This is a genomic window from Paracidovorax citrulli (assembly GCF_900100305.1).
GTDB classification, from domain to species: Bacteria; Pseudomonadota; Gammaproteobacteria; order Burkholderiales; family Burkholderiaceae_C; genus Paracidovorax; species Paracidovorax citrulli.
On sequence record NZ_FNEY01000010.1, the window covers coordinates 89096 to 109178 of the forward strand.

The 20083-nt window shown below is 69.9% G+C and carries 17 protein-coding genes, 1 pseudogene and 2 riboswitches; of the genes and pseudogenes, 15 read left to right on the top strand and 3 right to left on the bottom strand.

The annotated features are described in order from the left end of the window. Positions 1–188 precede the first annotated feature (188 nt). The gene (locus tag BLR99_RS09110; protein WP_011796212.1) at positions 189–971 is read right to left on the bottom strand and encodes an SDR family oxidoreductase; all 783 of its coding nucleotides are present in this window, start codon (positions 969–971) and stop codon (positions 189–191) included. A gap of 147 nt (positions 972–1118) precedes the next feature. Here BLR99_RS09110 and BLR99_RS09115 point away from each other — a divergent pair, with 147 nt between their 5' ends. From BLR99_RS09115 to BLR99_RS09135, 5 genes are all read left to right on the top strand, one after another. Next, positions 1119–2825 carry an electron transfer flavoprotein-ubiquinone oxidoreductase gene (locus BLR99_RS09115; protein WP_011796213.1) on the top strand — a complete coding sequence of 569 codons (1707 nt, stop codon included), beginning with the start codon at positions 1119–1121 and terminating at the stop codon, positions 2823–2825. Between the two features lie 144 nt (positions 2826–2969). Next, positions 2970–3584 (top strand): lipocalin family protein, encoded by a 615-nt coding sequence (locus BLR99_RS09120; protein ID WP_011796214.1) that lies wholly within the window; start codon positions 2970–2972, stop codon positions 3582–3584. Between the two features lie 211 nt (positions 3585–3795). Beyond that, on the top strand, positions 3796–4779 hold the full coding sequence (locus BLR99_RS09125) for an ABC transporter substrate-binding protein (protein ID WP_041827509.1): 984 nt from the start codon (positions 3796–3798) through the stop codon (positions 4777–4779). A 92-nt stretch (positions 4780–4871) separates the two neighbouring features. Continuing rightward, complete coding sequence (locus tag BLR99_RS09130) at positions 4872–5753, top strand: ABC transporter permease (protein ID WP_011796216.1); 882 nt, start codon at positions 4872–4874, stop codon at positions 5751–5753. Positions 5754–5928: 175 nt separating this feature from the next. Then, positions 5929–6723 (top strand): ABC transporter ATP-binding protein, encoded by a 795-nt coding sequence (locus tag BLR99_RS09135; RefSeq protein ID WP_046060109.1) that lies wholly within the window; start codon positions 5929–5931, stop codon positions 6721–6723. Between the two features lie 51 nt (positions 6724–6774). On the opposite strand, the gene BLR99_RS09140 is transcribed toward BLR99_RS09135, so the two are convergent. Continuing rightward, positions 6775–7233 carry an Lrp/AsnC family transcriptional regulator gene (locus tag BLR99_RS09140; RefSeq protein WP_011796218.1) on the bottom strand — a complete coding sequence of 153 codons (459 nt, stop codon included), beginning with the start codon at positions 7231–7233 and terminating at the stop codon, positions 6775–6777. Positions 7234–7473: 240 nt separating this feature from the next. Continuing rightward, positions 7474–7575: riboswitch (glycine riboswitch) on the top strand. 15 nt (positions 7576–7590) lie between these two features. Further along, positions 7591–7723: riboswitch (glycine riboswitch) on the top strand. Positions 7724–7788: 65 nt separating this feature from the next. On the opposite strand from BLR99_RS09140, the gene gcvT reads away from it, so the two are divergent. The 10 genes and pseudogenes from gcvT (at position 7789) to BLR99_RS23880 (ending at position 19561) form a co-directional block, all read left to right on the top strand. Further along, a complete protein-coding gene (gene gcvT, locus BLR99_RS09145) occupies positions 7789–8919 on the top strand; it encodes a glycine cleavage system aminomethyltransferase GcvT (protein ID WP_011796219.1) in 1131 nt (376 codons plus the stop codon). 136 nt (positions 8920–9055) lie between these two features. Beyond that, the gene (gene gcvH / locus BLR99_RS09150; protein WP_011796220.1) at positions 9056–9430 is read left to right on the top strand and encodes a glycine cleavage system protein GcvH; all 375 of its coding nucleotides are present in this window, start codon (positions 9056–9058) and stop codon (positions 9428–9430) included. 111 nt (positions 9431–9541) lie between these two features. Beyond that, complete coding sequence (gcvP, locus tag BLR99_RS09155; RefSeq protein ID WP_011796221.1) at positions 9542–12508, top strand: aminomethyl-transferring glycine dehydrogenase; 2967 nt, start codon at positions 9542–9544, stop codon at positions 12506–12508. A 91-nt stretch (positions 12509–12599) separates the two neighbouring features. Further along, entirely contained in the window at positions 12600–13061 is a 462-nt protein-coding gene (locus BLR99_RS09160) for an FKBP-type peptidyl-prolyl cis-trans isomerase (protein WP_011796222.1), read from the top strand. Positions 13062–13176: 115 nt separating this feature from the next. Continuing rightward, positions 13177–15429 carry a PAS domain-containing hybrid sensor histidine kinase/response regulator gene (locus BLR99_RS09165; RefSeq protein ID WP_011796223.1) on the top strand — a complete coding sequence of 751 codons (2253 nt, stop codon included), beginning with the start codon at positions 13177–13179 and terminating at the stop codon, positions 15427–15429. Continuing rightward, positions 15426–16145 carry an RluA family pseudouridine synthase gene (locus tag BLR99_RS09170; RefSeq protein WP_011796224.1) on the top strand — a complete coding sequence of 240 codons (720 nt, stop codon included), beginning with the start codon at positions 15426–15428 and terminating at the stop codon, positions 16143–16145. The genes BLR99_RS09165 and BLR99_RS09170 overlap by 4 nt, the downstream gene beginning before the upstream one ends. A 77-nt stretch (positions 16146–16222) precedes the next feature. Further along, positions 16223–16987, top strand: coding sequence for an SDR family NAD(P)-dependent oxidoreductase (locus tag BLR99_RS09175; RefSeq protein WP_041827510.1), 765 nt, complete (start codon positions 16223–16225; stop codon positions 16985–16987). Between the two features lie 77 nt (positions 16988–17064). After that, a complete protein-coding gene (locus BLR99_RS09180) occupies positions 17065–18066 on the top strand; it encodes a Bug family tripartite tricarboxylate transporter substrate binding protein (protein ID WP_011796226.1) in 1002 nt (333 codons plus the stop codon). A gap of 68 nt (positions 18067–18134) precedes the next feature. Next, positions 18135–18770: pseudogene (locus tag BLR99_RS23875) on the top strand (KUP/HAK/KT family potassium transporter); the annotation flags it as partial. A gap of 140 nt (positions 18771–18910) precedes the next feature. After that, complete coding sequence (locus BLR99_RS23880) at positions 18911–19561, top strand: KUP/HAK/KT family potassium transporter (RefSeq protein WP_434802976.1); 651 nt, start codon at positions 18911–18913, stop codon at positions 19559–19561. Positions 19562–19620: 59 nt separating this feature from the next. Here the strand turns inward: BLR99_RS23880 and BLR99_RS22565 are convergent, their stop codons facing one another. Beyond that, the gene (locus tag BLR99_RS22565; RefSeq protein WP_017438747.1) at positions 19621–20016 is read right to left on the bottom strand and encodes a hypothetical protein; all 396 of its coding nucleotides are present in this window, start codon (positions 20014–20016) and stop codon (positions 19621–19623) included. Positions 20017–20083 lie beyond the last annotated feature (67 nt).

Sequence of the window (20083 nt, forward strand, 5' to 3'; positions counted from 1 at the left end):
AAATTTTCCGATGGGTGGAATTTGCAACCTTTGAAGCCATCAGCTGGAAACCCATGAACTTATGATGTTCCAAGCTATTTTATTGATAGCATGAAAATGGAATCTGCAATTCCTGTTTGCACCATCAAGCAACTGGTTACGTTTGCCCGTGCGCCAGAAGGCGAGCCCCGCGAGGATGCCGGCCAGCATCAGGCGCCGAAACCGTCGTCGGCCGCGATCACCGCCCCGTTCACGAAATGGCTCTGGTCGCTGGCCAGCATGACGATGAGCGCGTCCAGGTCGCGCGGCTCGCCCACGCGCTTGCGCGGCAGCAGGTCCACGAGCTTGCGGCCCTGCTCGGTCTGCCAGTGGTGGTGGTTGATCTCCGTATCGATGTAGCCCGGGCAGATCGCGTTCACGTTGATGCCGAAGCGCCCCCATTCCAGCGCCATGGCGCGGGTCATGTGCACCACGGCCGCCTTGCTCATGCTGAAGGCGCCGATCTGCGGCAGCACCTTGAGGCCGGCCATGGAGGCGATGTTGATGATGCGCCCGCCCGTGAAGCTGCCCGGCGCGGCGCCGCGCGAACGCGCCAGCATGCGCTTGCCGACCTCCTGCGCGACGAAGAAGGCGCCGCGCACGTTGGTGTCGAAGACGAAGTCGAAGTCGTCCGGGGTGACGTCCTGGATACGCTGGGTGGTGGAGACGCCCGAGTTGTTCACGAGGATGTCGATCGAGCCCATCTCGGTCTCCGCATGGGCCACGGCGGCCTTGATGGAGTCGTGGTCGGTCACGTCCAGCTCGACCACGTGGGCGTCGCCGCCCTCCCCCTCGATGCGCGCGCGCAGGGCCTTGAGCTTTTCCATGCGCCGGCTGGCCAGCACCACGCCGGCCCCCGCGCGCGCCAGGGTGCGGGCGAACTGCTCGCCCAGGCCGCTCGAAGCGCCCGTCACCAGGGCCACGCGGCCCGACAAGTCGATGGTGTATGCCATGGAAACAGCCTCCGGAAGAAAGAAAAAAGAACGATCGTTCGTTTGTTGCGCCCCGGGTGCATACAATGGACCGCACAGCGCCCGCGCGGGGCCCCACGCCCTGGACGCGACATCGTTCGATTATCAAATGCCGAGACGAGACAACCCATGACGAAAGACGAAATCCTTGCCCAGTACGGTCCGCGAGAGGCCATGGAATACGACGTGGTCGTGGTCGGCGGCGGCCCGGCCGGGCTCTCCGCGGCCATCCGGCTCAAGCAGATGGCCGCCACGAACGGGCAGGACGTGTCGGTGGTGGTGCTCGAAAAGGGCTCCGAGCCCGGCGCGCACATCCTCTCGGGCGCCATCATGGATCCGCGCGCGCTCACCGAGCTGATCCCCGACTGGAAGGAGCGCGGCGCGCCCCTGAAGCAGCCGGTGACGGAAGACGCCATGATCTTCCTGGGCGAGAAATCGTCCTGGCGCACCCCCAACTTCCTGCAGCCCGGCTGCTTCCAGAACCATGGCAACTACATCGTCAGCCTGGGCAACGTGGTGCGCTGGCTCGCCGCGCAGGCCGAGGAACTGGGCGTGGAGATCTTCCCGGGCTTCCCCGCGGCCGAAGTGCTCTACAACGAGGACGGCTCCGTCAAGGGCGTGGCCACCGGCAACATGGGCGTCGGCAAGGACGGCGAACCCACGGGCGACTTCCAGCTGGGCATGGAGCTGCACGCCAAGTACACCCTGTTCGCCGAAGGCTCGCGCGGGCACCTGGGCAAGCAGATCATCGCCCGCTACAAGCTCGACGAGGGCCGCGATCCGCAGACCTACGGCATCGGCGTGAAGGAGCTGTGGGAAATCGACCCCAAGGTGCACCAGCCCGGCTTCGTGATGCACACCGCCGGCTGGCCCATGGATGCCGACACCTACGGCGGCGCCTTCCTCTACCACGCGGAGGACAACAAGGTCACGCTGGGCTTCATCACCGGGCTGGACTATTCCAATCCCTACCTGAGCCCCTTCGAGGAATTCCAGCGCTGGAAGACCCACCCCAACATCCGCTACTACCTGGAAGGCGACGAGGCCAAGGGCATCAAGCCGGCCAAGCGCATCGGCTACGGCGCGCGCGCCATCACGGCGGGCGGCCTGCTGTCGCTGCCCAAGTTCGTGTTCCCCGGCGGGGCGCTGGTGGGCTGCGACGCGGGCTTCCTGAACGTGAGCCGCATCAAGGGCAGCCATGCGGCCATCAAGACCGGCATGCTGGCCGCCGAGGCCGCCTACGACGCGATCCGCGCCGGCCGCCAGCACGACGAACTCACGGCCTATCCGCAGGCCTTCGAGAACAGCTGGCTGCACGAAGAGCTCAACAAGGCGCGCAACTTCAAGGCGTGGTTCAAGAAGGGCCTGGTCACGGCCACGCTGATGAACGGCATCGAGCAGTTCGTGCTCAAGGGCAACATCCCCTGGACGCTGCACCGCGACAAGCCCGACCACGCCTACCTGAAGCCGGCGGCCGAGTGCAAGCCCATCGTCTATCCCAAGCCCGACGGCAAGCTCACCTTCGACCGCCTCTCCAGCGTGTTCATCAGCAACACCAACCATGCGGAGAACCAGCCGGCCCACCTCACGCTCAAGGACCCGGGCGTGCCGGTGAACATCAACCTGGCGAAATACGCCGGCCCCGAGGCCCGCTACTGCCCCGCGGCGGTGTACGAGTTCGTGCCCGACGAGGCGCAGGGCGGCAATGCGCAGCGGCTGCAGATCAACGCGCAGAACTGCGTGCACTGCAAGACCTGCGACATCAAGGACCCGACGCAGAACATCGTGTGGGTCACGCCCGAAGGCGGCGGCGGACCGAACTACTCGGGTATGTAAGGCGCAGGGCCCCGGGGAGCGGCGGCGGCAGCCGCCGCTCCGACCCGCCCGTTGGCCTCCGGCCTACAGGGTGGGCCGGTTCCGCGGGCCAGACTCGCGGAGGTCCGCATTTCCTGCCGGTTCCGCCAGGAGCCCAGAACCGCCATGCCCCGTCCCGACCTCCAGCACTACACCACCCAGCGCCGCCGCCCGCTCGTGCCATGGGCGGCGGCCGCCACCGTGGCCGCGGCCGCCGGCGCGGCGGCTCTCTACCTCCGCTCGGCCCTGCGCCCTCCGCCGGGCGTGCAGCCGGTGCAGCACTTCAACGTGGACCGCTATGCCGGCCACTGGTACGAGGTGGCCCGCATCGACCAGCGTTTCGAGCGCGGCCTGATCCGCACCAGCGCCCACTACAGCCGCCGGGGCGACGGCAGCCTGCGCGTCGTGAACCGCGGCTACGATCCCGACCGCCGCCGCTGGCGCGAGGCCGAGGGCCGCGCCGTGTTCCTGGGCGATACGTCCACGGCCGCCCTGAAGGTGTCTTTCTTCGGCCCGTTCTATGCCGGCTACTTCGTGGCCGCGCTGGACGAGGACTACCGCTGGGCCATGGTGGTGGGCCCGCGCCTGGATACGCTCTGGATTCTTTCGCGCACACCCACGCTGCCCATGGCGGTGCGCGAGCGGCTGCTGGCCCGTGCGCGCGCACTGGGCGTGGACATGCGCCGCATCCTGTGGGTGCCCCAGGCCGACGCGGCCGCGCCCGAGCCCGCGACGCGCTGAACCAGCGGCCCGCGAGCACCGCACCCGCGTGGTGCAGCCGGTACACTCGACATTCCAGGCTGCGGCATCCGTTTCTGTGCGGGCCTGGCTCCGTTGTCGCCAGAAACGCGCCCGCCTCCCGGCGGGCATTCCGCAGCCGCCACCCGCGACGCAGCACCCGATGGGATCGGGCGTGCCCGCTTCCCGGGCATGGCGGCGAGAAAGTTCGAGCATGAAGCAGCATCCGTTCGGCGCCCTGGCGCTGGCCGTGGCCGCCGCCGTCGCGGCCGCCTCCCCCGCAGCGATGGCCCAGCAGGCCCCCGCCCCCAAATCCGTGGCCGTGACGGCCATCGTGGAGCATCCGGCGCTGGACGCTATCCGCGACGGGGTGAAGGCGAGCCTGCAGGCCGCCGGCTACGAGGAGGGCAAGACGCTGAAGTGGCAGTACCAGAGCGCCCAGGGCAACACCGGCACGGCCGCGCAGATCGCACGCAAGTTCGTCGGCGACCAGCCCGACGCCATCGTCGCCATCGCCACGCCCTCGGCCCAGGCCGTGGTGGCGGCCACGAAGACGGTGCCGGTGGTCTTCTCCGCCGTGACCGACCCGGTCGCCGCCAAGCTGGTGAAGAACTGGGAACCCACCAAGACCAACGTGACGGGCGTGTCCGACCTGCTGGCGCTGGACAAGCAGATGGAGCTGGTCAGGCAGGTGGTACCGAACGCCAGGCGCGTGGGCGTGGTCTACAACCCCGGCGAGGCCAATTCCGCCGTGGTGGTCAAGGAACTCAAGGCCCTGCTGCCCACGATGGGCATGACGCTGGTCGAGGCCGCCGCGCCCCGCTCGGTGGACGTGGGCAGCGCCGCGCGCAGCCTGATCGGCAAGGCCGACGTGATCTACACGAGCACCGACAACAACGTGGTGTCGGCCTACGAATCGCTCGTGAAGGTCGGCCAGGAGGCCAGGCTGCCGCTGGTGGCCGCCGATGCCGACAGCGTCAAGCGCGGCGCCATCGCGTCGTACGGCATCAACTACCGCGACCTGGGCGAGCAGACCGGCCGCATGGTGGTGCGCGTGCTCAAGGGCGAGAAGCCCGGCGACATCAAGCCCGAGATCAGCACGAAGCTGGAACTCACGGTCAACCCCGGCGCGGCAGAGAAGCAGGGCGTGAAGCTCTCCGACGCGTTCGTGAAGTCCGCGGCGCACGTCGTGAAGTAAGGTTCGAGGTTCCGCTCCCGGCGCGCGCCGGGAACACCCATGACCGCAGGAGCCTCGGCTCCTGTTTCGTTTTTCCCGAAGCCTTCCCCGCCATGTCCCTCTTTTCCCTGCTCGGCGCCGTCGAGATCGGGCTGATCTTCAGCCTGGTCGCGCTGGGCGTCTTCATCTCGTTTAGGCTGCTGCGCTTTCCCGACCTGACGGTGGACGGCAGTTTCCCGCTGGGCGGCGCGGTATGCGCCGTGCTCATCTCCACGGGCACCAACCCCTACGTGGCCACGCTCGCGGCCACCGCGGCAGGCGCGGCGGCCGGCCTCGTCACCGGCTGGCTCAACGTCAAGCTCAAGATCATGGACCTGCTGGCCAGCATCCTGATGATGATCGCGCTCTATTCGATCAACCTGCGCATCATGGGCGGCCCCAACGTGCCGCTCATCAACGACCCGACCCTGTTCACGCTGCTGCAGCCCGAGGGCCTGGCCGACTACATCGCCCGCCCCGCCCTGCTGCTGGTGATCGTGATCGCCGCCAAGCTGGCCATGGACTGGTTCTTCGCCACCGAACGCGGCCTGGCCATCCGGGCGACCGGCTCCAACGCCCGCATGGCCCGCGCCCAGGGCGTGAACACCGGCGCCATGGTGCTGCTGGGCATGGCCGTGTCGAACGCGCTGGTGGCCCTCGCCGGCGCGCTCTTCGCGCAGACGCAGGGCGGCTCGGACATCTCCATGGGCATCGGCACCATCGTGATCGGCCTGGCCGCCGTGATCGTGGGCGAGAGCATCCTGCCCTCGCGCCGGCTGGTGTGGGCGACGCTCGCCGTCGTCATCGGTGCCATCGTCTATCGCTTCTTCATCGCGCTGGCGCTCAACAGCGACTTCATCGGCCTGAAGGCGCAGGACCTGAACCTGGTGACGGCGGTGCTGGTGACGGTCGCCCTGGTGATCCCCCAAATCAAACGCAAGCTCGCGTCGAAATGAAGTACATCCCCCTGAGGCGCTGCGCGCCTTCCCCCTTCTCTCGGCTGCGCCGGGAAGGGGGACGCCGCCAGCGCGGCGGGGCGGCCCTTGCGCGGCGGCCGCTGGCCTGGGCCGCGCGGGCGGAAAGGTTAGCGGTATGGCAACCACTCTGGTTCACGAATAGGAACGTCGCCACATGCTGAGCGCACAAGACCTGCACATCACCTTCAACCCCGGCACGCCCATCGAGACGCGCGCGCTGCGCGGCATGTCGCTGGACATTCCGGCCGGGCAGTTCGTCACCGTGATCGGCTCCAACGGGGCCGGCAAATCCACCTTCCTGAACGCCATTTCGGGCGACCTGTCGGTGGACGCGGGCCGCATCGCCATCGACGGCGAGGACGTGACCCGCCAGCCCGTCTGGGCGCGCGCGCGCCGCGTGGCGCGCGTCTTCCAGGACCCGATGGCCGGCACCTGCGAGGACCTGACCATCGAGGAGAACATGGCGCTCGCCCAGCAGCGCGGCACCCTGCGCGGCCTGCGCGGCGCGGTGAAGGCCGCCCGGCGCGAGACTTTCCGCGAACGCCTCGCCACGCTGGGCCTGGGCCTGGAGAACCGTCTCACCGACCGCATCGGCCTGCTCTCGGGCGGCCAGCGCCAGGCCGTGAGCCTGCTGATGGCGGCGCTGCAGCCCTCGCGCATCCTCCTGCTGGACGAGCACACCGCCGCGCTCGACCCGCGCACCGCAGATTTCGTGCTGCAGCTCACGGCCCGCATCGTGGCCGAGAACCGGCTCACCACCATGATGGTCACGCACAGCATGCGCCAGGCACTGGACGTGGGGCAGCGCACGGTCATGCTGCACCAGGGCCAGGTGGTGCTGGACGTGTCGGGCGAGGAGCGCAGCCGGCTGGGCGTGCCGGACCTGCTGCAGATGTTCGAGAAGGTGCGCGGCGAGCAGCTGGCGGACGACGCGCTGCTGCTGGGCTGACGGAGCAAACCCATCGCTGCGCTGCGGCGGGGACCGCTCCTGCGCTGCCGCTCAGTCCGCGCGCAGGGGCAGATCCGCTTTCTTGAGCGTGCGCAGCACGAAACTCGAGCGGCTGTGGCGGATGCCCTTGATCTTGTAGAGCTTCTCGCGCAACAGGCGCTCGTAGTCGCGCGTGTCCTTCACCACCACGCGCAGCAGGTAGTCGTAGTCGCCCGACACCAGGTGCGCCTCCACCACCTCGGGGATGCTCGCGAGCGTTTCGCCGAACTTCTCCAGGGTGTTGTCGGAATGGCTGTCGAGCGTGACCTGCACGAGCACGGTATCGGCCAGGTCCAGCGCCTGGGCGTTGAGGCGCACCGTGTAGCCCTCGATCACGCCGGATTCCTCCATGCGGCGGATGCGCGCCCAGCAGGGCGACGGGCTCAGGCCCACGGCCTGGCCGATGTCCTGCAGGCTGGCGCGCGCGTCGGCCTGGAGCACGGCGAGGATTTTCCGGTCGATACGATCCATGGAAGGATTGTGCAGATATTCGCCAGATCGCAGAATATTTTTCTTCGTACTGCGCCATTTGCTGGAAATACGGAAAAACCATCGGCAGCCCAGGCGGCACAATTTCCTCCACAGGGCGCCCCTACCGGGGCGCGTGCGAATGGCAAGGCCCCGGCCGGTTACCGCCGGACCGGGGTGCTTGGCACGCCGCCCCAAAAACCTGCGCTCCCGGCGCCGCGGGCCACCGCGCAGCCGTTAGAATCCGCCGGGTCAGGAGAGAGCGCCGCGCCCGCAACGGGTGGCTGGCGCCGCCGAAGGCGCAGGGAATCCCGAACGCTCAGGCAAAAGGACTGGCAAGGCGCCCGCAGGGATGCGGGCGTTTCCCCGGCTGGAGAGAGGCCTGCCTTGGCTTGGCAGGCCCACCGAAGGAGCAAGCCCCGCAACGCACCGCCCCCGTGGCAGCGCGCACGGCGTGGTGAATCTCTCAGGTAAAGCGGACAGCGGGCACAGGCGTGGCGCTTCGATGGCGGCACGCGCATCGTCCGTCCCTGCCTGACTGAAAGGCCCGCTCCGCCCATGTCCGCCGAATCCGCCGTCCTGCACACCACCCCCCTGCACGCGCTGCACCTCGAACTCGGGGCCCGCATGGTGCCCTTCGCCGGCTACTCCATGCCCGTGCAATACCCCGCCGGCCTGATGGCCGAGCACCTGCACACGCGGCAGGCCGCCGGTCTGTTCGACGTCTCGCACATGGGCCAGCTGCGCCTCGTCGGCCCCGATGCCGCCGCGGCCTTCGAGACGCTGATCCCTGTGGACGTGATCGGGCTCGGCATCGGCAAACAGCGCTACGGCCTGCTGCTGAACGACGAAGGCGGCATCATCGACGACCTGATGTTCGTGAACCGCGGCGACGACCTGTTCGTGATCGTGAACGGCGCCTGCAAGGCCGGCGACATCGCCCACATCCAGGAGCGCATCGGCGGCCGCTGCGAGGTCATCCCCCTGCCCGACCAGGCCCTGCTCGCCCTGCAGGGGCCGCAGGCCGCCGCGGCGCTCGCGCGCCTGGCACCTGGCACCGCGTCCCTGGTCTTCATGACGGGCGGGCGCTTCGAGATCGCCGGCTGCGACTGCTATGTGACGCGCAGCGGCTACACCGGCGAGGACGGCTTCGAGATCTCCGTGCCCGCCGCCCAGGCCGAGGCTCTGGCCCGCGCGCTGCTGGCCCAGCCCGAGGTGAAGCCCATCGGCCTCGGCGCGCGCAACTCGCTGCGGCTGGAAGCCGGCCTGTGCCTCTACGGCAACGACATCGACACCACCACCACGCCGCCCGAGGCCGCGCTGAACTGGGCCATCCAGAAGGTACGGCGCACCGGCGGCGCGCGCGCGGGGGGCTTCCCGGGCGCGGAGAAGGTGCTGGCGCAGATCGACGACCCCTCGCTGCTCGCCCGCCGCCGGGTGGGACTGGTGGCGCGCGAGCGCGTGCCCGTGCGCGAGCACACCGCCCTGCAGAGCACGGACGGCGCGGCCATCGGCGAAGTGACCAGCGGCCTGCTGGGCCCGAGCGTGAACCAGCCCATCGCCATGGCCTACGTGGCGCCGGAGTTCGCCGCGGCCGGCACGGTGGTGCACGCGATCGTGCGCGGCAAGGCCGTGCCGATGGAGGTCGGCCCCATGCCGTTCCTGCCGCCCCGCTACCACCGCGGCTGACCGCGGCGCGCGCGAGCCTGCGCCCGGCCGCGCGCCGGCCGCGGCTACAGTCGCAGTCGCGGGCCCCCACCAGGGCCACGCATTCTTTTTTTCGTTTTCCCGCTTTTTTCCGCGGACCTTTCCTCCAGGAGCCCCCATGACCGTCAAGTATTCCCGCGACCACGAGTGGATCAACGCCGCCGACACGGGCGCCGCCATCGTCGGCATCACCGTCCATGCGCAGGACGCGCTGGGCGACGTGGTGTTCGTCGATCTGCCCGAGGTGGGCAAGACCTTCGCTCAGGGCGAGGTGGCCGGCGTGGTCGAGTCCGTGAAGGCCGCTGCCGACGTGTACATGCCCGTGTCCGGCGAGATCGTCGAAGTGAACGAGGCGCTGCGCGCCGATCCGTCGCTCGCCAACAGCGCGCCGCTGGGCGACGGCTGGTTCTTCAAGGTGCGCCTGTCCGATGCGTCGCAGCTCGACGCGCTCATGGACGAGACGGCCTACACCGAGTTCTCCAAGAACGCCTGACCGGCCCCGGCGGCGGGTGGCTTCGGGCCGGCCCGCCGCGGTGCGCCCGCGCCGGGTGCGCCCCTTCCGTTGTTCCTTTTTTCCCCTTTTCTGTTGACCGGGACCCCTCCCATGCCCACGTCCACCCTCCCGCCGCTCTCCGCGCTCGAAAACGCCGCCGAATTCCAGCCCCGCCACATCGGCATCGATGCGGCGGACGAGGAGCGCATGCTCTCGGTCATCGGCGAGGCGTCGCGTGCGGCGCTGGTGGGCGGCATCGTGCCGGCCTCCATCGCCCGCACCGAGCCGATGCAGCTGCCGCCCGCCACGACCGAGGCGGCCGCGCTCGCGGAACTCAAGGCGATCGCCTCGAAGAACCGCGTGCTGCGCAGCTTCATCGGCCAGGGCTATTACGGCACGCACACGCCGGGCGTGATCCTGCGCAACATCCTGGAGAACCCCGCCTGGTACACCGCCTACACGCCCTACCAGGCCGAGATCTCGCAGGGCCGCATGGAGGCGCTGGTCAACTTCCAGACGATGGTGTGCGACCTCACGGGCATGCCCATCGCCAACGCGTCGATGCTGGACGAGGCCACGGCCGCGGCCGAGGCCATGACGCTCGCCAAGCGCTCCGTCAAGTCCAAGAGCCAGACGCTCGTCGTCTCGGGCGACACGCATCCGCAGACCATCGAGGTGATCCGCACGCGCGCCGAGCCGCTGGGCATCAGCGTGGTGATCGCGAACTCCGAAGCCGAGTGGAACGCCGCGCTCGAGGGCGATTTCTTCGCCGCCGTCATCCAGTACCCGGCCAGCAGCGGCTGGCTCGCCGACTGGAGCGCCGACGTGAAGAAGATCCATGCGAAGCAGGCCGCCGCCATCGTGTGCGCCGACCTGCTGGCGCTCACGCTGCTCGTGCCGCCCGGCGAATGGGGCGCGGACATCGTCGTGGGCAGCACGCAGCGCTTCGGCATGCCGATGGGCGCCGGCGGCCCGCACGCCGCCTTCATGGCCTGCCGCGACGACTTCAAGCGCTCGCTGCCCGGCCGCCTCGTGGGCGTGAGCGTGGACGTGCACGGCCAGCCGGCCTACCGCCTGGCGCTGCAGACGCGCGAGCAGCACATCCGCCGCGAGAAGGCCACCTCCAACATCTGCACGGCGCAGGTGCTGCCGGCGGTGATCGCCAGCATGTACGCCGTGTACCACGGCCCCGAAGGCCTCAAGCGCATCGCCCAGCGCGTGGCGAGCTTCACGGCCATCCTGGCCAAGGGCCTCGTGGCGCTCGGCCATACCGCGCACCACCACGAGTCGGCCTTCGACACCCTGTGCCTGCACACGAAAGAGCAGACCGGCGCGCTGCTGGCCCGTGCCGTGGAGCGCGGCGCCAACCTGCGCGTGGCCTGGAACGACTACCTCTGCATCTCGCTCGACGAAACCACGACGCGGGCCGACATCGAACTGCTCTGGTCGATCTTCGCCGCCGACGGGCAGGCCCTGCCGCGCATCGAGGATTTCGCGGACGGCGTGAACCCGCTGATCCCCGCCGAACTGCGCCGCACGAGCGCCTTCCTGACGCACCCGGTGTTCAACACCCACCACTCCGAGACCGGCATGCTGCGCTACATCCGCCAGCTGTCCGACAAGGACCTCGCGCTCGACCGCAGCATGATCCCGCTGGGCAGCTGCACCATGAAGCTCAACGCCACGAGCGAGATGATCCCGATCACCTGGCCGGAATTCGCGCAGGTGCACCCGTTCGCGCCCGCCGACCAGCTGGAGGGCTACCGCCAGCTCGACGAGCAGTTGCGCGCCTGGCTCTGCCAGGCCACGGGCTATGCCGGCATCAGCCTGCAGCCCAATGCCGGATCGCAGGGCGAGTACGCGGGCCTGCTGGCCATCCGCGCCTACCATGCGGCGCAGGGCCAGGGCCACCGCAACATCTGCCTGATCCCGAGCAGCGCCCACGGCACCAACCCGGCCAGCGCGCAGATGGTGGGCATGCAGGTGGTGGTCACCGCCTGCGACGCCAGCGGCAACGTCGATATGGACGACCTGCGCGCCAAGTGCGAGCAGCATGCCGACAAGCTCGCCTGCGTGATGATCACCTACCCCAGCACGCACGGCGTGTTCGAGACGCAGGTGAAGGAGCTGTGCCAGCTCGTGCACCGCCACGGCGGCCGCGTGTACGTGGACGGCGCCAACATGAACGCCATGGTGGGCGTGGCCGCGCCCGGCGCCTTCGGCGGCGACGTGAGCCACCTGAACCTGCACAAGACCTTCTGCATCCCGCACGGCGGCGGCGGCCCCGGCGTGGGCCCCGTCTGCGTGGTGGAAGACCTCGTGCCCTACCTGCCGGGCCATGCCACTGCTGGCGCACAAGGTGCGCTTGAGCCAGCGCCGGGCCGTCCCAAGCTGGCGAAGGCCCCCTCGGGGGGCAGCGAACCACACGCAGTGGCGAGCGTGGGGGCCGTCAGTGCCGCCCCGCTCGGCAATGCCGCGGTGCTCCCGATCAGCTGGATGTACATCCGCATGATGGGCGCGGACGGCCTGCGCGCCGCCACCGAGACGGCCATCCTCTCGGCCAACTACATCAGCGCGCGCCTGAAGGACCACTACCCCACGCTGTACGCGAGCGCCAACGGCCACGTGGCGCACGAGTGCATCCTGGACCTGCGCGGCTTCAAGGAGACCAGCGGCGTGATGGCCGAGGACGTCGCCAAGCGGCTGATCGACTACGGCTTCCACGCGCCCACCCTCTCCTTCCCCGTGCCCAACACGCTCATGGTGGAGCCCACCGAGAGTGAGACGCTGGCCGAGCTGGACCGCTTCATCGACGCGATGATCGCCATCCGCGGCGAGATCCGGCGCATCGAGCAAGGCGAATGGCCGCAGGACGACAACCCGCTCAAGAACGCGCCCCACACCGCGCACAGCCTGCTGGGCGGCGACTGGACGCACCCCTACCCGCGCGAGGCGGCGGCCTATCCGGTCGCGGCGCTGCGGCAGGCCAAGTACTGGTCGCCCGTGGGCCGGGTGGACAACGTGTACGGCGACCGCAACCTGTTCTGCAGCTGCGTGCCGGTGTCCGACTTCGCCTGAGCCCGCGCGTGGCCGTGCCTGGGCGCGCCGGCAGCGATGCCCGGCGGCGCGGGCCGGCTACCATCGCGTCTTTTGACCGGAGACCCGAACCGTGAAGAAGACCTTGCTGCCCGCTCTCGCCGCCGTCCTGCTGGCCGGTACCGCCTGCGCCCAGAAGCCGACTGCCGCGCCCGCTGCACCGGCCGCTTCGGCCGCTCCGGCCGCCGCCGCACCGGCACCCGTGACCACCGCCAGCGGCCTGGTGTACGAGTCGCTCAAGGAAGGCACGGGCGAATCGCCCAAGGCCACCGACGTCGTGAAAGTGCACTACCGCGGCACGTTCCTGGACGGCAAGGAGTTCGACAGCTCCTACAAGCGCGGCGAGCCCACCGAATTCCCGCTCAACCGCGTGATCCCCTGCTGGACCGAAGGCGTGCAGCGCATGAAGCCGGGTGGCAAGGCCCGCCTCACCTGCCCGCCCGCCATCGCCTACGGCGCGGCTGGCGCGGGCGGCGTGATTCCGCCCAACGCCACGCTGCGCTTCGAGGTCGAACTGGTTTCCGTGCGCCGCTGAGCGGAGCGCGGACCTGCCGGGCGGCTTCAGGGGCGTACACTGGCAGGCTCGCCCGCGGCACCGCCGCGTTCCGCACACCGCCCCGGCGTGAACCGCCGGGCCGCCCGAGCCGCCCATGAGCCGCCCCGACCTGTCCTTCCTGCTGCCGCCCGACCCGGAGGATGACCGCGGGACGGCGTCCGGCAGCGGGCCCGCGGGCCCGGCCGGCGAGCCTGCCGGGCCTCCGGGCGACGGCGGCGACAACCGCCGCCAGCCCGGCCGTCCGGAAGGCCCCGTGGCCGCGCTCATCGCGGAACTGCGCGCCTACCAGGCGGAACTGGAGGTGCAGAACAAGGTACTGCGCTACAGCCAGGCCGCCGCGGAGAGCGCGTCCGAACGCTTCGAGACGCTGTTCGCCAGCGTGCCGCTGGCGCTCATGGTGCTGGACGAGCACGACATGGTGGTGCAGGCCAATTCGATGGCGCACCGCTGCTTCCAGCCCACCGAGTCGGACCGCCCCCTGACCTCGCTCATGCCTTTCGTCAGTGCCGCGGACGCCGCCCGCGTGCGCGCCACGTTCGAGCAGGCCCGGGACCATGGCCACGGCGAGGCCAGCGAGGTGGTGTTTCCCATCGGCGACGGGGACGCGGGCATCATCGGCGACCTGTATATCGCGCGCATCGAGGCCCCCCAGGCGGACGGCGCCCCGGAGCAGTGGCAGTTCCTCTGCGCCGTGGTGGACCAGGGCCCGCTGGTGGCCGAGCGCCGCGCCCTGCAGCAGAGCGCCACGGCCCTGCAGGAGCGCAACGTCCAGCTCTACGCCAGCGAGCGCCGCCTGGAGGCCGTCATCAATTCCGCGCTGGACGCCATCATCTGCGTGGACCAGAACCAGCGCATCACCGTCTTCAACCCCACTGCCGCGGCCCTGTTCCAGTGCGCCACGGCCGATGCGCTGGGCAGCCCCCTCGACCGTTTCCTGCCCGATGCCGTCCAGGCCCTGACCTTCGCCCAGCTGGCCACCCAGGCCGTGCTCGGCGAGATGGTCGCGCTCACGGCCAGCGGCAAGGAACTGGCGGTGGAAGTGAGCGTGTCGTTCGAGCGGCACGCCGAGGGAGAGACCACCACCGTGTTCGCGCGCGACCTCACCGGCCGCAAGAAGGCCGAGGCGCACCGCAACGAGCTGGAGGCGCAGCTGCGCGAATCCCACAAGATGCAGGCCGTGGGCACCATGGCCGGCGGGATCGCGCACGATTTCAACAACATCCTGAGCGCCATCCTCGGCAACGTGGAACTGGCCAAGGCGGACTGCGCCGCCGGCTCCCCGGTGCTGGAGAGCCTGCGCGAGATCGAGAAGGCCGGCCGGCGCGCGCGCGACCTCGTCCGGCAGATCCTCACCTTCAGCCGCAACGAGCCGCCCCGGCGCACCGCCGTGCCGGTGGCCGAGGCCATCCACGATACCGAGCGCCTGCTGCGCGTGACCCTGCCGCCGGCCATCGAACTGCGGCTGCAGCTGGACCGCCACCTGCCCGCCATGCTGGCCGACGCCACCCAGGTGGAGCAGGCCCTGCTGAACCTCTGCACGAACGCCATCCATGCCATCGGCGATGCGCGCGGCACGGTGTGCGTGGAGGCGTCGGCCGTGCAGCCCGATCACCGCCTGTGCGAGCGCCTCGCGCTGCCGCACGGCGAATACGTGGCCATCAGCGTGGTGGACAACGGCCCCGGCATCGACCCGGCCACGCAGCTGCGCATCTTCGAGCCGTTCTTCACCACCAAGCCCGTCGGCCAGGGCACCGGACTGGGCCTGGCCGTGGTGCACGGCGTGATGCGCACCCACGGCGGCGCGGTGGACGTACAGAGCGCGCCCGGCGAGGGCAGCCGCTTCACGCTGTTTTTCCCGGCGGCGGAGGCCGAACCCGAACCGGGGCCCGCTGCCGCCGCGCCAGCCGGCGATGCCGCACCGGCCGGCGCGGCCAGCCCTGCCGCGCCTGCGGCGGGCGCACCCGACGAACGCCAGCGCCACGTGATGTACGTGGACGACGACCAGGCCCTGGTCTTCCTCGTGCAGCGCCTGCTGCGCCGCCGCGGCTACCGCGTGACCGGCTTCACCGATCCGCGCGAGGCCGTGGTGGCGCTGGGCGCGGACCCGCAGGCCTACGACCTGGTCGTGACCGACTACAACATGCCCGGCTACTGCGGCGTGGACCTGGTGCGCGAGGCCAAGCGCATCCGCGCCGACCTGCCCGTGGCGCTCGCCTCGGGGCACGTGACGGCGGAGATCGAGCGCGAGGCGCTGGCCGAAGGCGCGAGCGCGCTGATCCACAAGCCCAACGACGTGGATGAACTGTGCGCCACGGTGGACCGCCTGGTCCACGGCGGGCCGGCGTGAACGCTGCCCTGCCGGCGCAGGCGCTGGCCGATGCCGATGCCGGCGCGCCCCCCGGCTGCCTGCATGCGGACGATGACCTGCTGGTGCTGGCCAAGCCCTCCGGCCTGCTCTGCGTGCCCGGCCGCGGCCCGGACAAGCAGGACTGCCTGAGCGCCCGCGCCACCCTGCACTGGCCCGGCGCCTGCATCGTGCACCGGCTCGACCAGGCCACCTCCGGCATCGTGGTGATGGCGCGCCATGCGCAGGCCCAGCGCGCGCTCGGCGACGCCTTCGCCGCGCGCCAGGTGCACAAGCGCTATGTCGCGGTCGTGCATGCGCCGCGCCCGGCCGGGGACGGCGCGGCCTGGCGGGAGATCGACATGCCCATCGCCGCCGACTGGGAGCGCAGGCCGCTGCGCGTGGTGGTTCCCCATGGCGCCCCGGGCGGCAAAGCCAGCCTGACGCGCTGGCGCCCCGCCGTGCCGGGGGACGGTGCCGGAACCTGGCCGGCGGCGGACGGCACCCTGCGCGTGCTGCTGGAGCCCGTGACCGGCCGCACGCACCAGTTGCGCGTGCACATGGCGGCCGTGGGCCAGCCCATCCTCGGCGACACGCTCTACGCCCTGCCGGCCGTGCAGGCGCTCGCGCCGCGGCTGCTGCTGCACGCGCAGCACATCGCCTTCGCCCACCCGCGCACCGGAACGCCGCTCGCCTTCGAGCTGCCAGCGCCGTTCTGAGCACCGCGCCGCAGTACCATCGCGGCACCATGCAGGACACCTCCGCCCCCACCTCTTCTTCACCCAGCTCCGCGGCCATGCCCGGAGCCCTGCCCCTGGTCGTGCTCACCGGCGCCTCGCGCGGCATGGGCCTGGCTATGGCCCGGCAACTGCTGCAGGGCGGGCATGCGCTCGTCACCCTCTCGCGCGGCACGAGCAGCGAGCTGGAAGACGTCGCGCAGCGCACCGGCATGCCGCTGGCGCAATGGCCGCAGGACCTCGCCGACGGCGCCCGGGCCGCCGCCCGGCTGCGCGCATGGCTGGAAGACCAGCCGTCCGGCCGATACGCCAGCGCCACGCTCATCAACAACGCGGGCGTGGTGCCCCGCATCGCACCGCTGGCCGACAGCGACCCGGCCGATCTCGCCAATGCGCTGCGCATCGGGCTGGAGGCGCCCATGCAGCTCACCGCCGCATTCCTGGCCGCCACGCGCGGCTGGGGCGTGCCGCGCAAGGTGCTCAACATTTCCTCCGGCCTCGGGCGGCGGCCGATGGCCTCGCAATCGGCCTACTGCGCGGCCAAGGCCGGCATGGACCATTTCACGCGCTGCCTCGCGCTGGACGAGGCGCGGCAGCCCGGCGGCGCCCGGGTGTGCTCGCTGGCGCCCGGCGTGATCGACACGGACATGCAGGTCCATTTGCGCGGCGCCGACCCCGGGGCGTTCCCCGATGTGCAGAACTTCGCCCAGCTGAAGGCGACCGGCATGCTCGCCTCGCCCGGCGAGGCCGCGGCGCGCGTGCTGGCCTGGCTCGCGCGGCCCGATTTCGGCGACGCGCCCGTGGCCGACGTGCGCGAGGCCTGAGCGCCCCCCGCGCATGAGAAACTAGGCCGCGCCGCCCGCCCGCGGGACAGGCGTTCCTTTCCCGGAGACAAACACCCATGATCCGTTCGCTGATTTCGTTCACCGCCCTCGCCTTCGCGCTGGGCGCCGCCACGGCCCAGACCGCGCCGGCCGCCTCCACCCCCGCGCCCGCGGGCGCCGCCTACCCGGCCAAGCCGGTGCGCCTCATCGTGCCCTTCCCGCCCGGCGGCGGCACCGACATCCTCTCGCGCCTCGTGGCGACCAGGCTGACCGAGACGCTGCACTGGACCGTGGTGCCCGACAACCGCGCCGGCGCGGGCGGCACCATCGGCATCACCGAGGCCGTGAAGGCCGCGCCCACGGGCTACGACCTCGTCATGGGCCAGAAGGACAACCTCGTCGTCGCGCCCTACCTCTACAAGAACCTGCCGTGGGACCCCACCAAGGACCTCGTCGCCATCGCGCACGTGGCCTATACGCCGGTCATCATCGCCACGAGCGCGAACTCGCGCTTCAAGACGCTGGCCGACGTGGTGGCGGCCGCGCGCGCCGAGCCCGGCAAGATCACCTACGGCTCGCCCGGCAACGGCACCACCATCCACCTCGCGGGCGACCTGTTCGAGAAGGCCGCGGGCATCAAGCTCAGCCACATCCCCTACAAGGGCTCCAACCCGGCCCTGATGGACGCGCTGGCCGGCAACGTGGACCTGCTGGTGTCGTCCGTGCCGTCCGCCATGGCGCAGATCAAGTCCGGCAAGCTGCGCCCGCTGGCCGTCACCTCGATCAAGCGCAGCTCCTCGCTGCCCGACGTGCCCACCGTGGCCGAGTCCGGCTACAAGGGCTTCGACGTGAGTTCCTGGTACGGCATCCTCGCCCCCGCCGGCACGCCCGCGAACGTGGTCGCCACCGTGAACACCGAGGTCAACAAGCTGCTCGCCCAGCCCGACATGCGCGCTGCCATCCAGGCCCAGGGCGCCGAACCCGAAACGATGACCAGCGCGCAGTTCTCCGCCCTGATCAAGGCGGACTACGCCAAGTGGAAGGGCATCGTGGAGGCGTCCGGCGCGAAGATCGAGTGAACATGGCCGGCCGGCCCTGACCGCCGGCCCGCCCGGGGCTCTGCCATGGCGTATCGAAATGTGTTCTGATGCGGGCCTGCGCGCACCGCCGCGTTCCACGACACATTCGACCCACGAGACCCGCCACGGCAGACGCAAAGACCCCGACATCGCTCACGGCGCTCACCACCGCCGCGATCGGGGTAGTGTATGGAGACATCGGCACTTCCCCGCTTTACGCCTTCAAGGAAGTGTTCGCCGCCGGCCGGCTGGAGATCACGCCGGCCAACGTCATCGGCATCCTCTCTCTGTTCTTCTGGACCTTGACGGTGATCGTCTCGGTCAAGTACGTGGTCCTGATCATGCGGGCCGACAACCACGGCGAAGGCGGCCTGATGGCGCTGCTGGCCCTGGCGACGCAGTCGGTGCAGCACCTGCCCCGCCTGAAGCGGGCGCTGATGACGGTCGGGGTCTTCGGGGTGGCGCTCTTCTTCGGCGACGGCGTCATCACGCCGGCCATCTCGGTGCTCTCCGCGGTCGAGGGGCTGGAGGTCGTCACCACCCGCGCCACGCCCTGCATCCTGCCGATCTCGCTCTCCGTATTGCTCGCGCTCTTCGTGGCCCAGCGCTGGGGAACGGCGCGGCTCGGCCGGTTCTTCGGCATCGCCATGCTCGTGTGGTTCGCGTGCCTGGGGCTCGCGGGCATTCCCCACATCGCCGCGCATCTCGGTCAGCCTGGTCATGGTCGATCCTGACCTTCTTCGTCATCCGCCATGGCTGGAAGCTGCCCCTGCCCCTGCCCCTGCCCCTGCCCCTGCCCCTGCCCCTGCCGCTGTGCATCGCGGCCACCGGCGCATTCCTGTGCGTGGATGTCGCTTTCTTCGCTTCCAACTCGCTGAAGATCGCGGAAGGCGGCTGGTTCCCCCTGCTGATGGCCACAGCGCTGTACCTGGTCATGTCCACATGGCACGACGGTCGCGGCCTGCCGCGCCAGCGCCAGAACGCCGAGGTGATCGGGCTGCTGCCCTTCCTGCAATCGATCCTCGCGGCCGGAACCACCCGCGTGGACGGCACCGCCGTCTTCCTCACCGCCCATGCCGGCGTGGTGCCCGGGGCGATGCTGCACAACCTCAAGCACAACAAGGTGCTGCACGACCACAACCTGTTCGTCCACGTCCAGGCGGGCGACGTGCCCCGCATCCCGCTGCGGGAGCAGGTGGCGGTACAGCCGCTCACCGATGGCGCCTGGAGCGTGCGGATCCGCTTCGGTTTCATGGACGAGCCGGACATTCCCCGCGCTCTCCAGCAGGCCAGGGAACTGGAAGGCCTGCTCGACCCCATGCGCACCAGCTACTTCCTGGCGCGCGAAACCGTCGTGCCTACGCTGGGCGCCGCCATGGCCGTCTGGCGGCAGAAGCTGTTCGCGCAGATGCACCACAGCGCCAGCTCCGCGGCGGATTTCCTGAAACTGCCGAACAACGCGGTGGTGGAGATGGGGTCGAAGACTGAGATGTAGCCCGGAGGCACTGCACGGACAGGACGCAGGCGCTCGGACAAGGGAGCGCCCGGAATGTGTCAGCAGCTGACCTTTCTCGACGTGGGGAACAGGGCGTTGCGGGGCGCCGATACCTCGAAGCAATGGTCCGTGCCCAGCGGAAGATCGAGGTACTCGAATTGGTTGACACCCGTGGGATGGATCCACAGGTAAAGCCTGCCATTATCATGACCATCGCAGTATTCCCAATACGTGCTGCTTCCGTAATTTTTGTCGGTTTCCTCCCAGTGATATACCTTCGCTCCATTACCAGCCGCCAGATCCGCAAAGACAGACCACTTATAGCCGGTCTGGCCGGATGAGGAAACCTTGATGTAGTGCTTGGTCTGTCCCACTCCACAGTTCACTGCATAGGCATTTCCGGACATGAGCGCCACGAGCATACCCAGTCCGGCGAGGTGTTTTTTACCGATCATGAATTTTCCTGTATCGATTCTTCGCAAATCAAATTACGCGCACACGAGAAAAAACACCGGAAAATCA

Coding starts and splice junctions, on each gene's coding strand:
- BLR99_RS09130 (WP_011796216.1), top strand. CDS start 4,872: ATGTCCCTCTTTTCCCTGCTCGGCGCCGTCGAGATCGGGCTGATCTTC.
- BLR99_RS09180 (WP_011796226.1), top strand. CDS start 17,065: ATGATCCGTTCGCTGATTTCGTTCACCGCCCTCGCCTTCGCGCTGGGC.
- BLR99_RS09175 (WP_041827510.1), top strand. CDS start 16,223: ATGCCCGGAGCCCTGCCCCTGGTCGTGCTCACCGGCGCCTCGCGCGGC.
- BLR99_RS09110 (WP_011796212.1), bottom strand. CDS start 971: ATGGCATACACCATCGACTTGTCGGGCCGCGTGGCCCTGGTGACGGGC.
- BLR99_RS09165 (WP_011796223.1), top strand. CDS start 13,177: ATGAGCCGCCCCGACCTGTCCTTCCTGCTGCCGCCCGACCCGGAGGAT.
- gcvT (WP_011796219.1), top strand. CDS start 7,789: ATGTCCGCCGAATCCGCCGTCCTGCACACCACCCCCCTGCACGCGCTG.
- BLR99_RS09125 (WP_041827509.1), top strand. CDS start 3,796: ATGAAGCAGCATCCGTTCGGCGCCCTGGCGCTGGCCGTGGCCGCCGCC.
- BLR99_RS09135 (WP_046060109.1), top strand. CDS start 5,929: ATGCTGAGCGCACAAGACCTGCACATCACCTTCAACCCCGGCACGCCC.
- gcvH (WP_011796220.1), top strand. CDS start 9,056: ATGACCGTCAAGTATTCCCGCGACCACGAGTGGATCAACGCCGCCGAC.
- BLR99_RS09115 (WP_011796213.1), top strand. CDS start 1,119: ATGACGAAAGACGAAATCCTTGCCCAGTACGGTCCGCGAGAGGCCATG.
- gcvP (WP_011796221.1), top strand. CDS start 9,542: ATGCCCACGTCCACCCTCCCGCCGCTCTCCGCGCTCGAAAACGCCGCC.
- BLR99_RS09140 (WP_011796218.1), bottom strand. CDS start 7,233: ATGGATCGTATCGACCGGAAAATCCTCGCCGTGCTCCAGGCCGACGCG.
- BLR99_RS22565 (WP_017438747.1), bottom strand. CDS start 20,016: ATGATCGGTAAAAAACACCTCGCCGGACTGGGTATGCTCGTGGCGCTC.
- BLR99_RS09120 (WP_011796214.1), top strand. CDS start 2,970: ATGCCCCGTCCCGACCTCCAGCACTACACCACCCAGCGCCGCCGCCCG.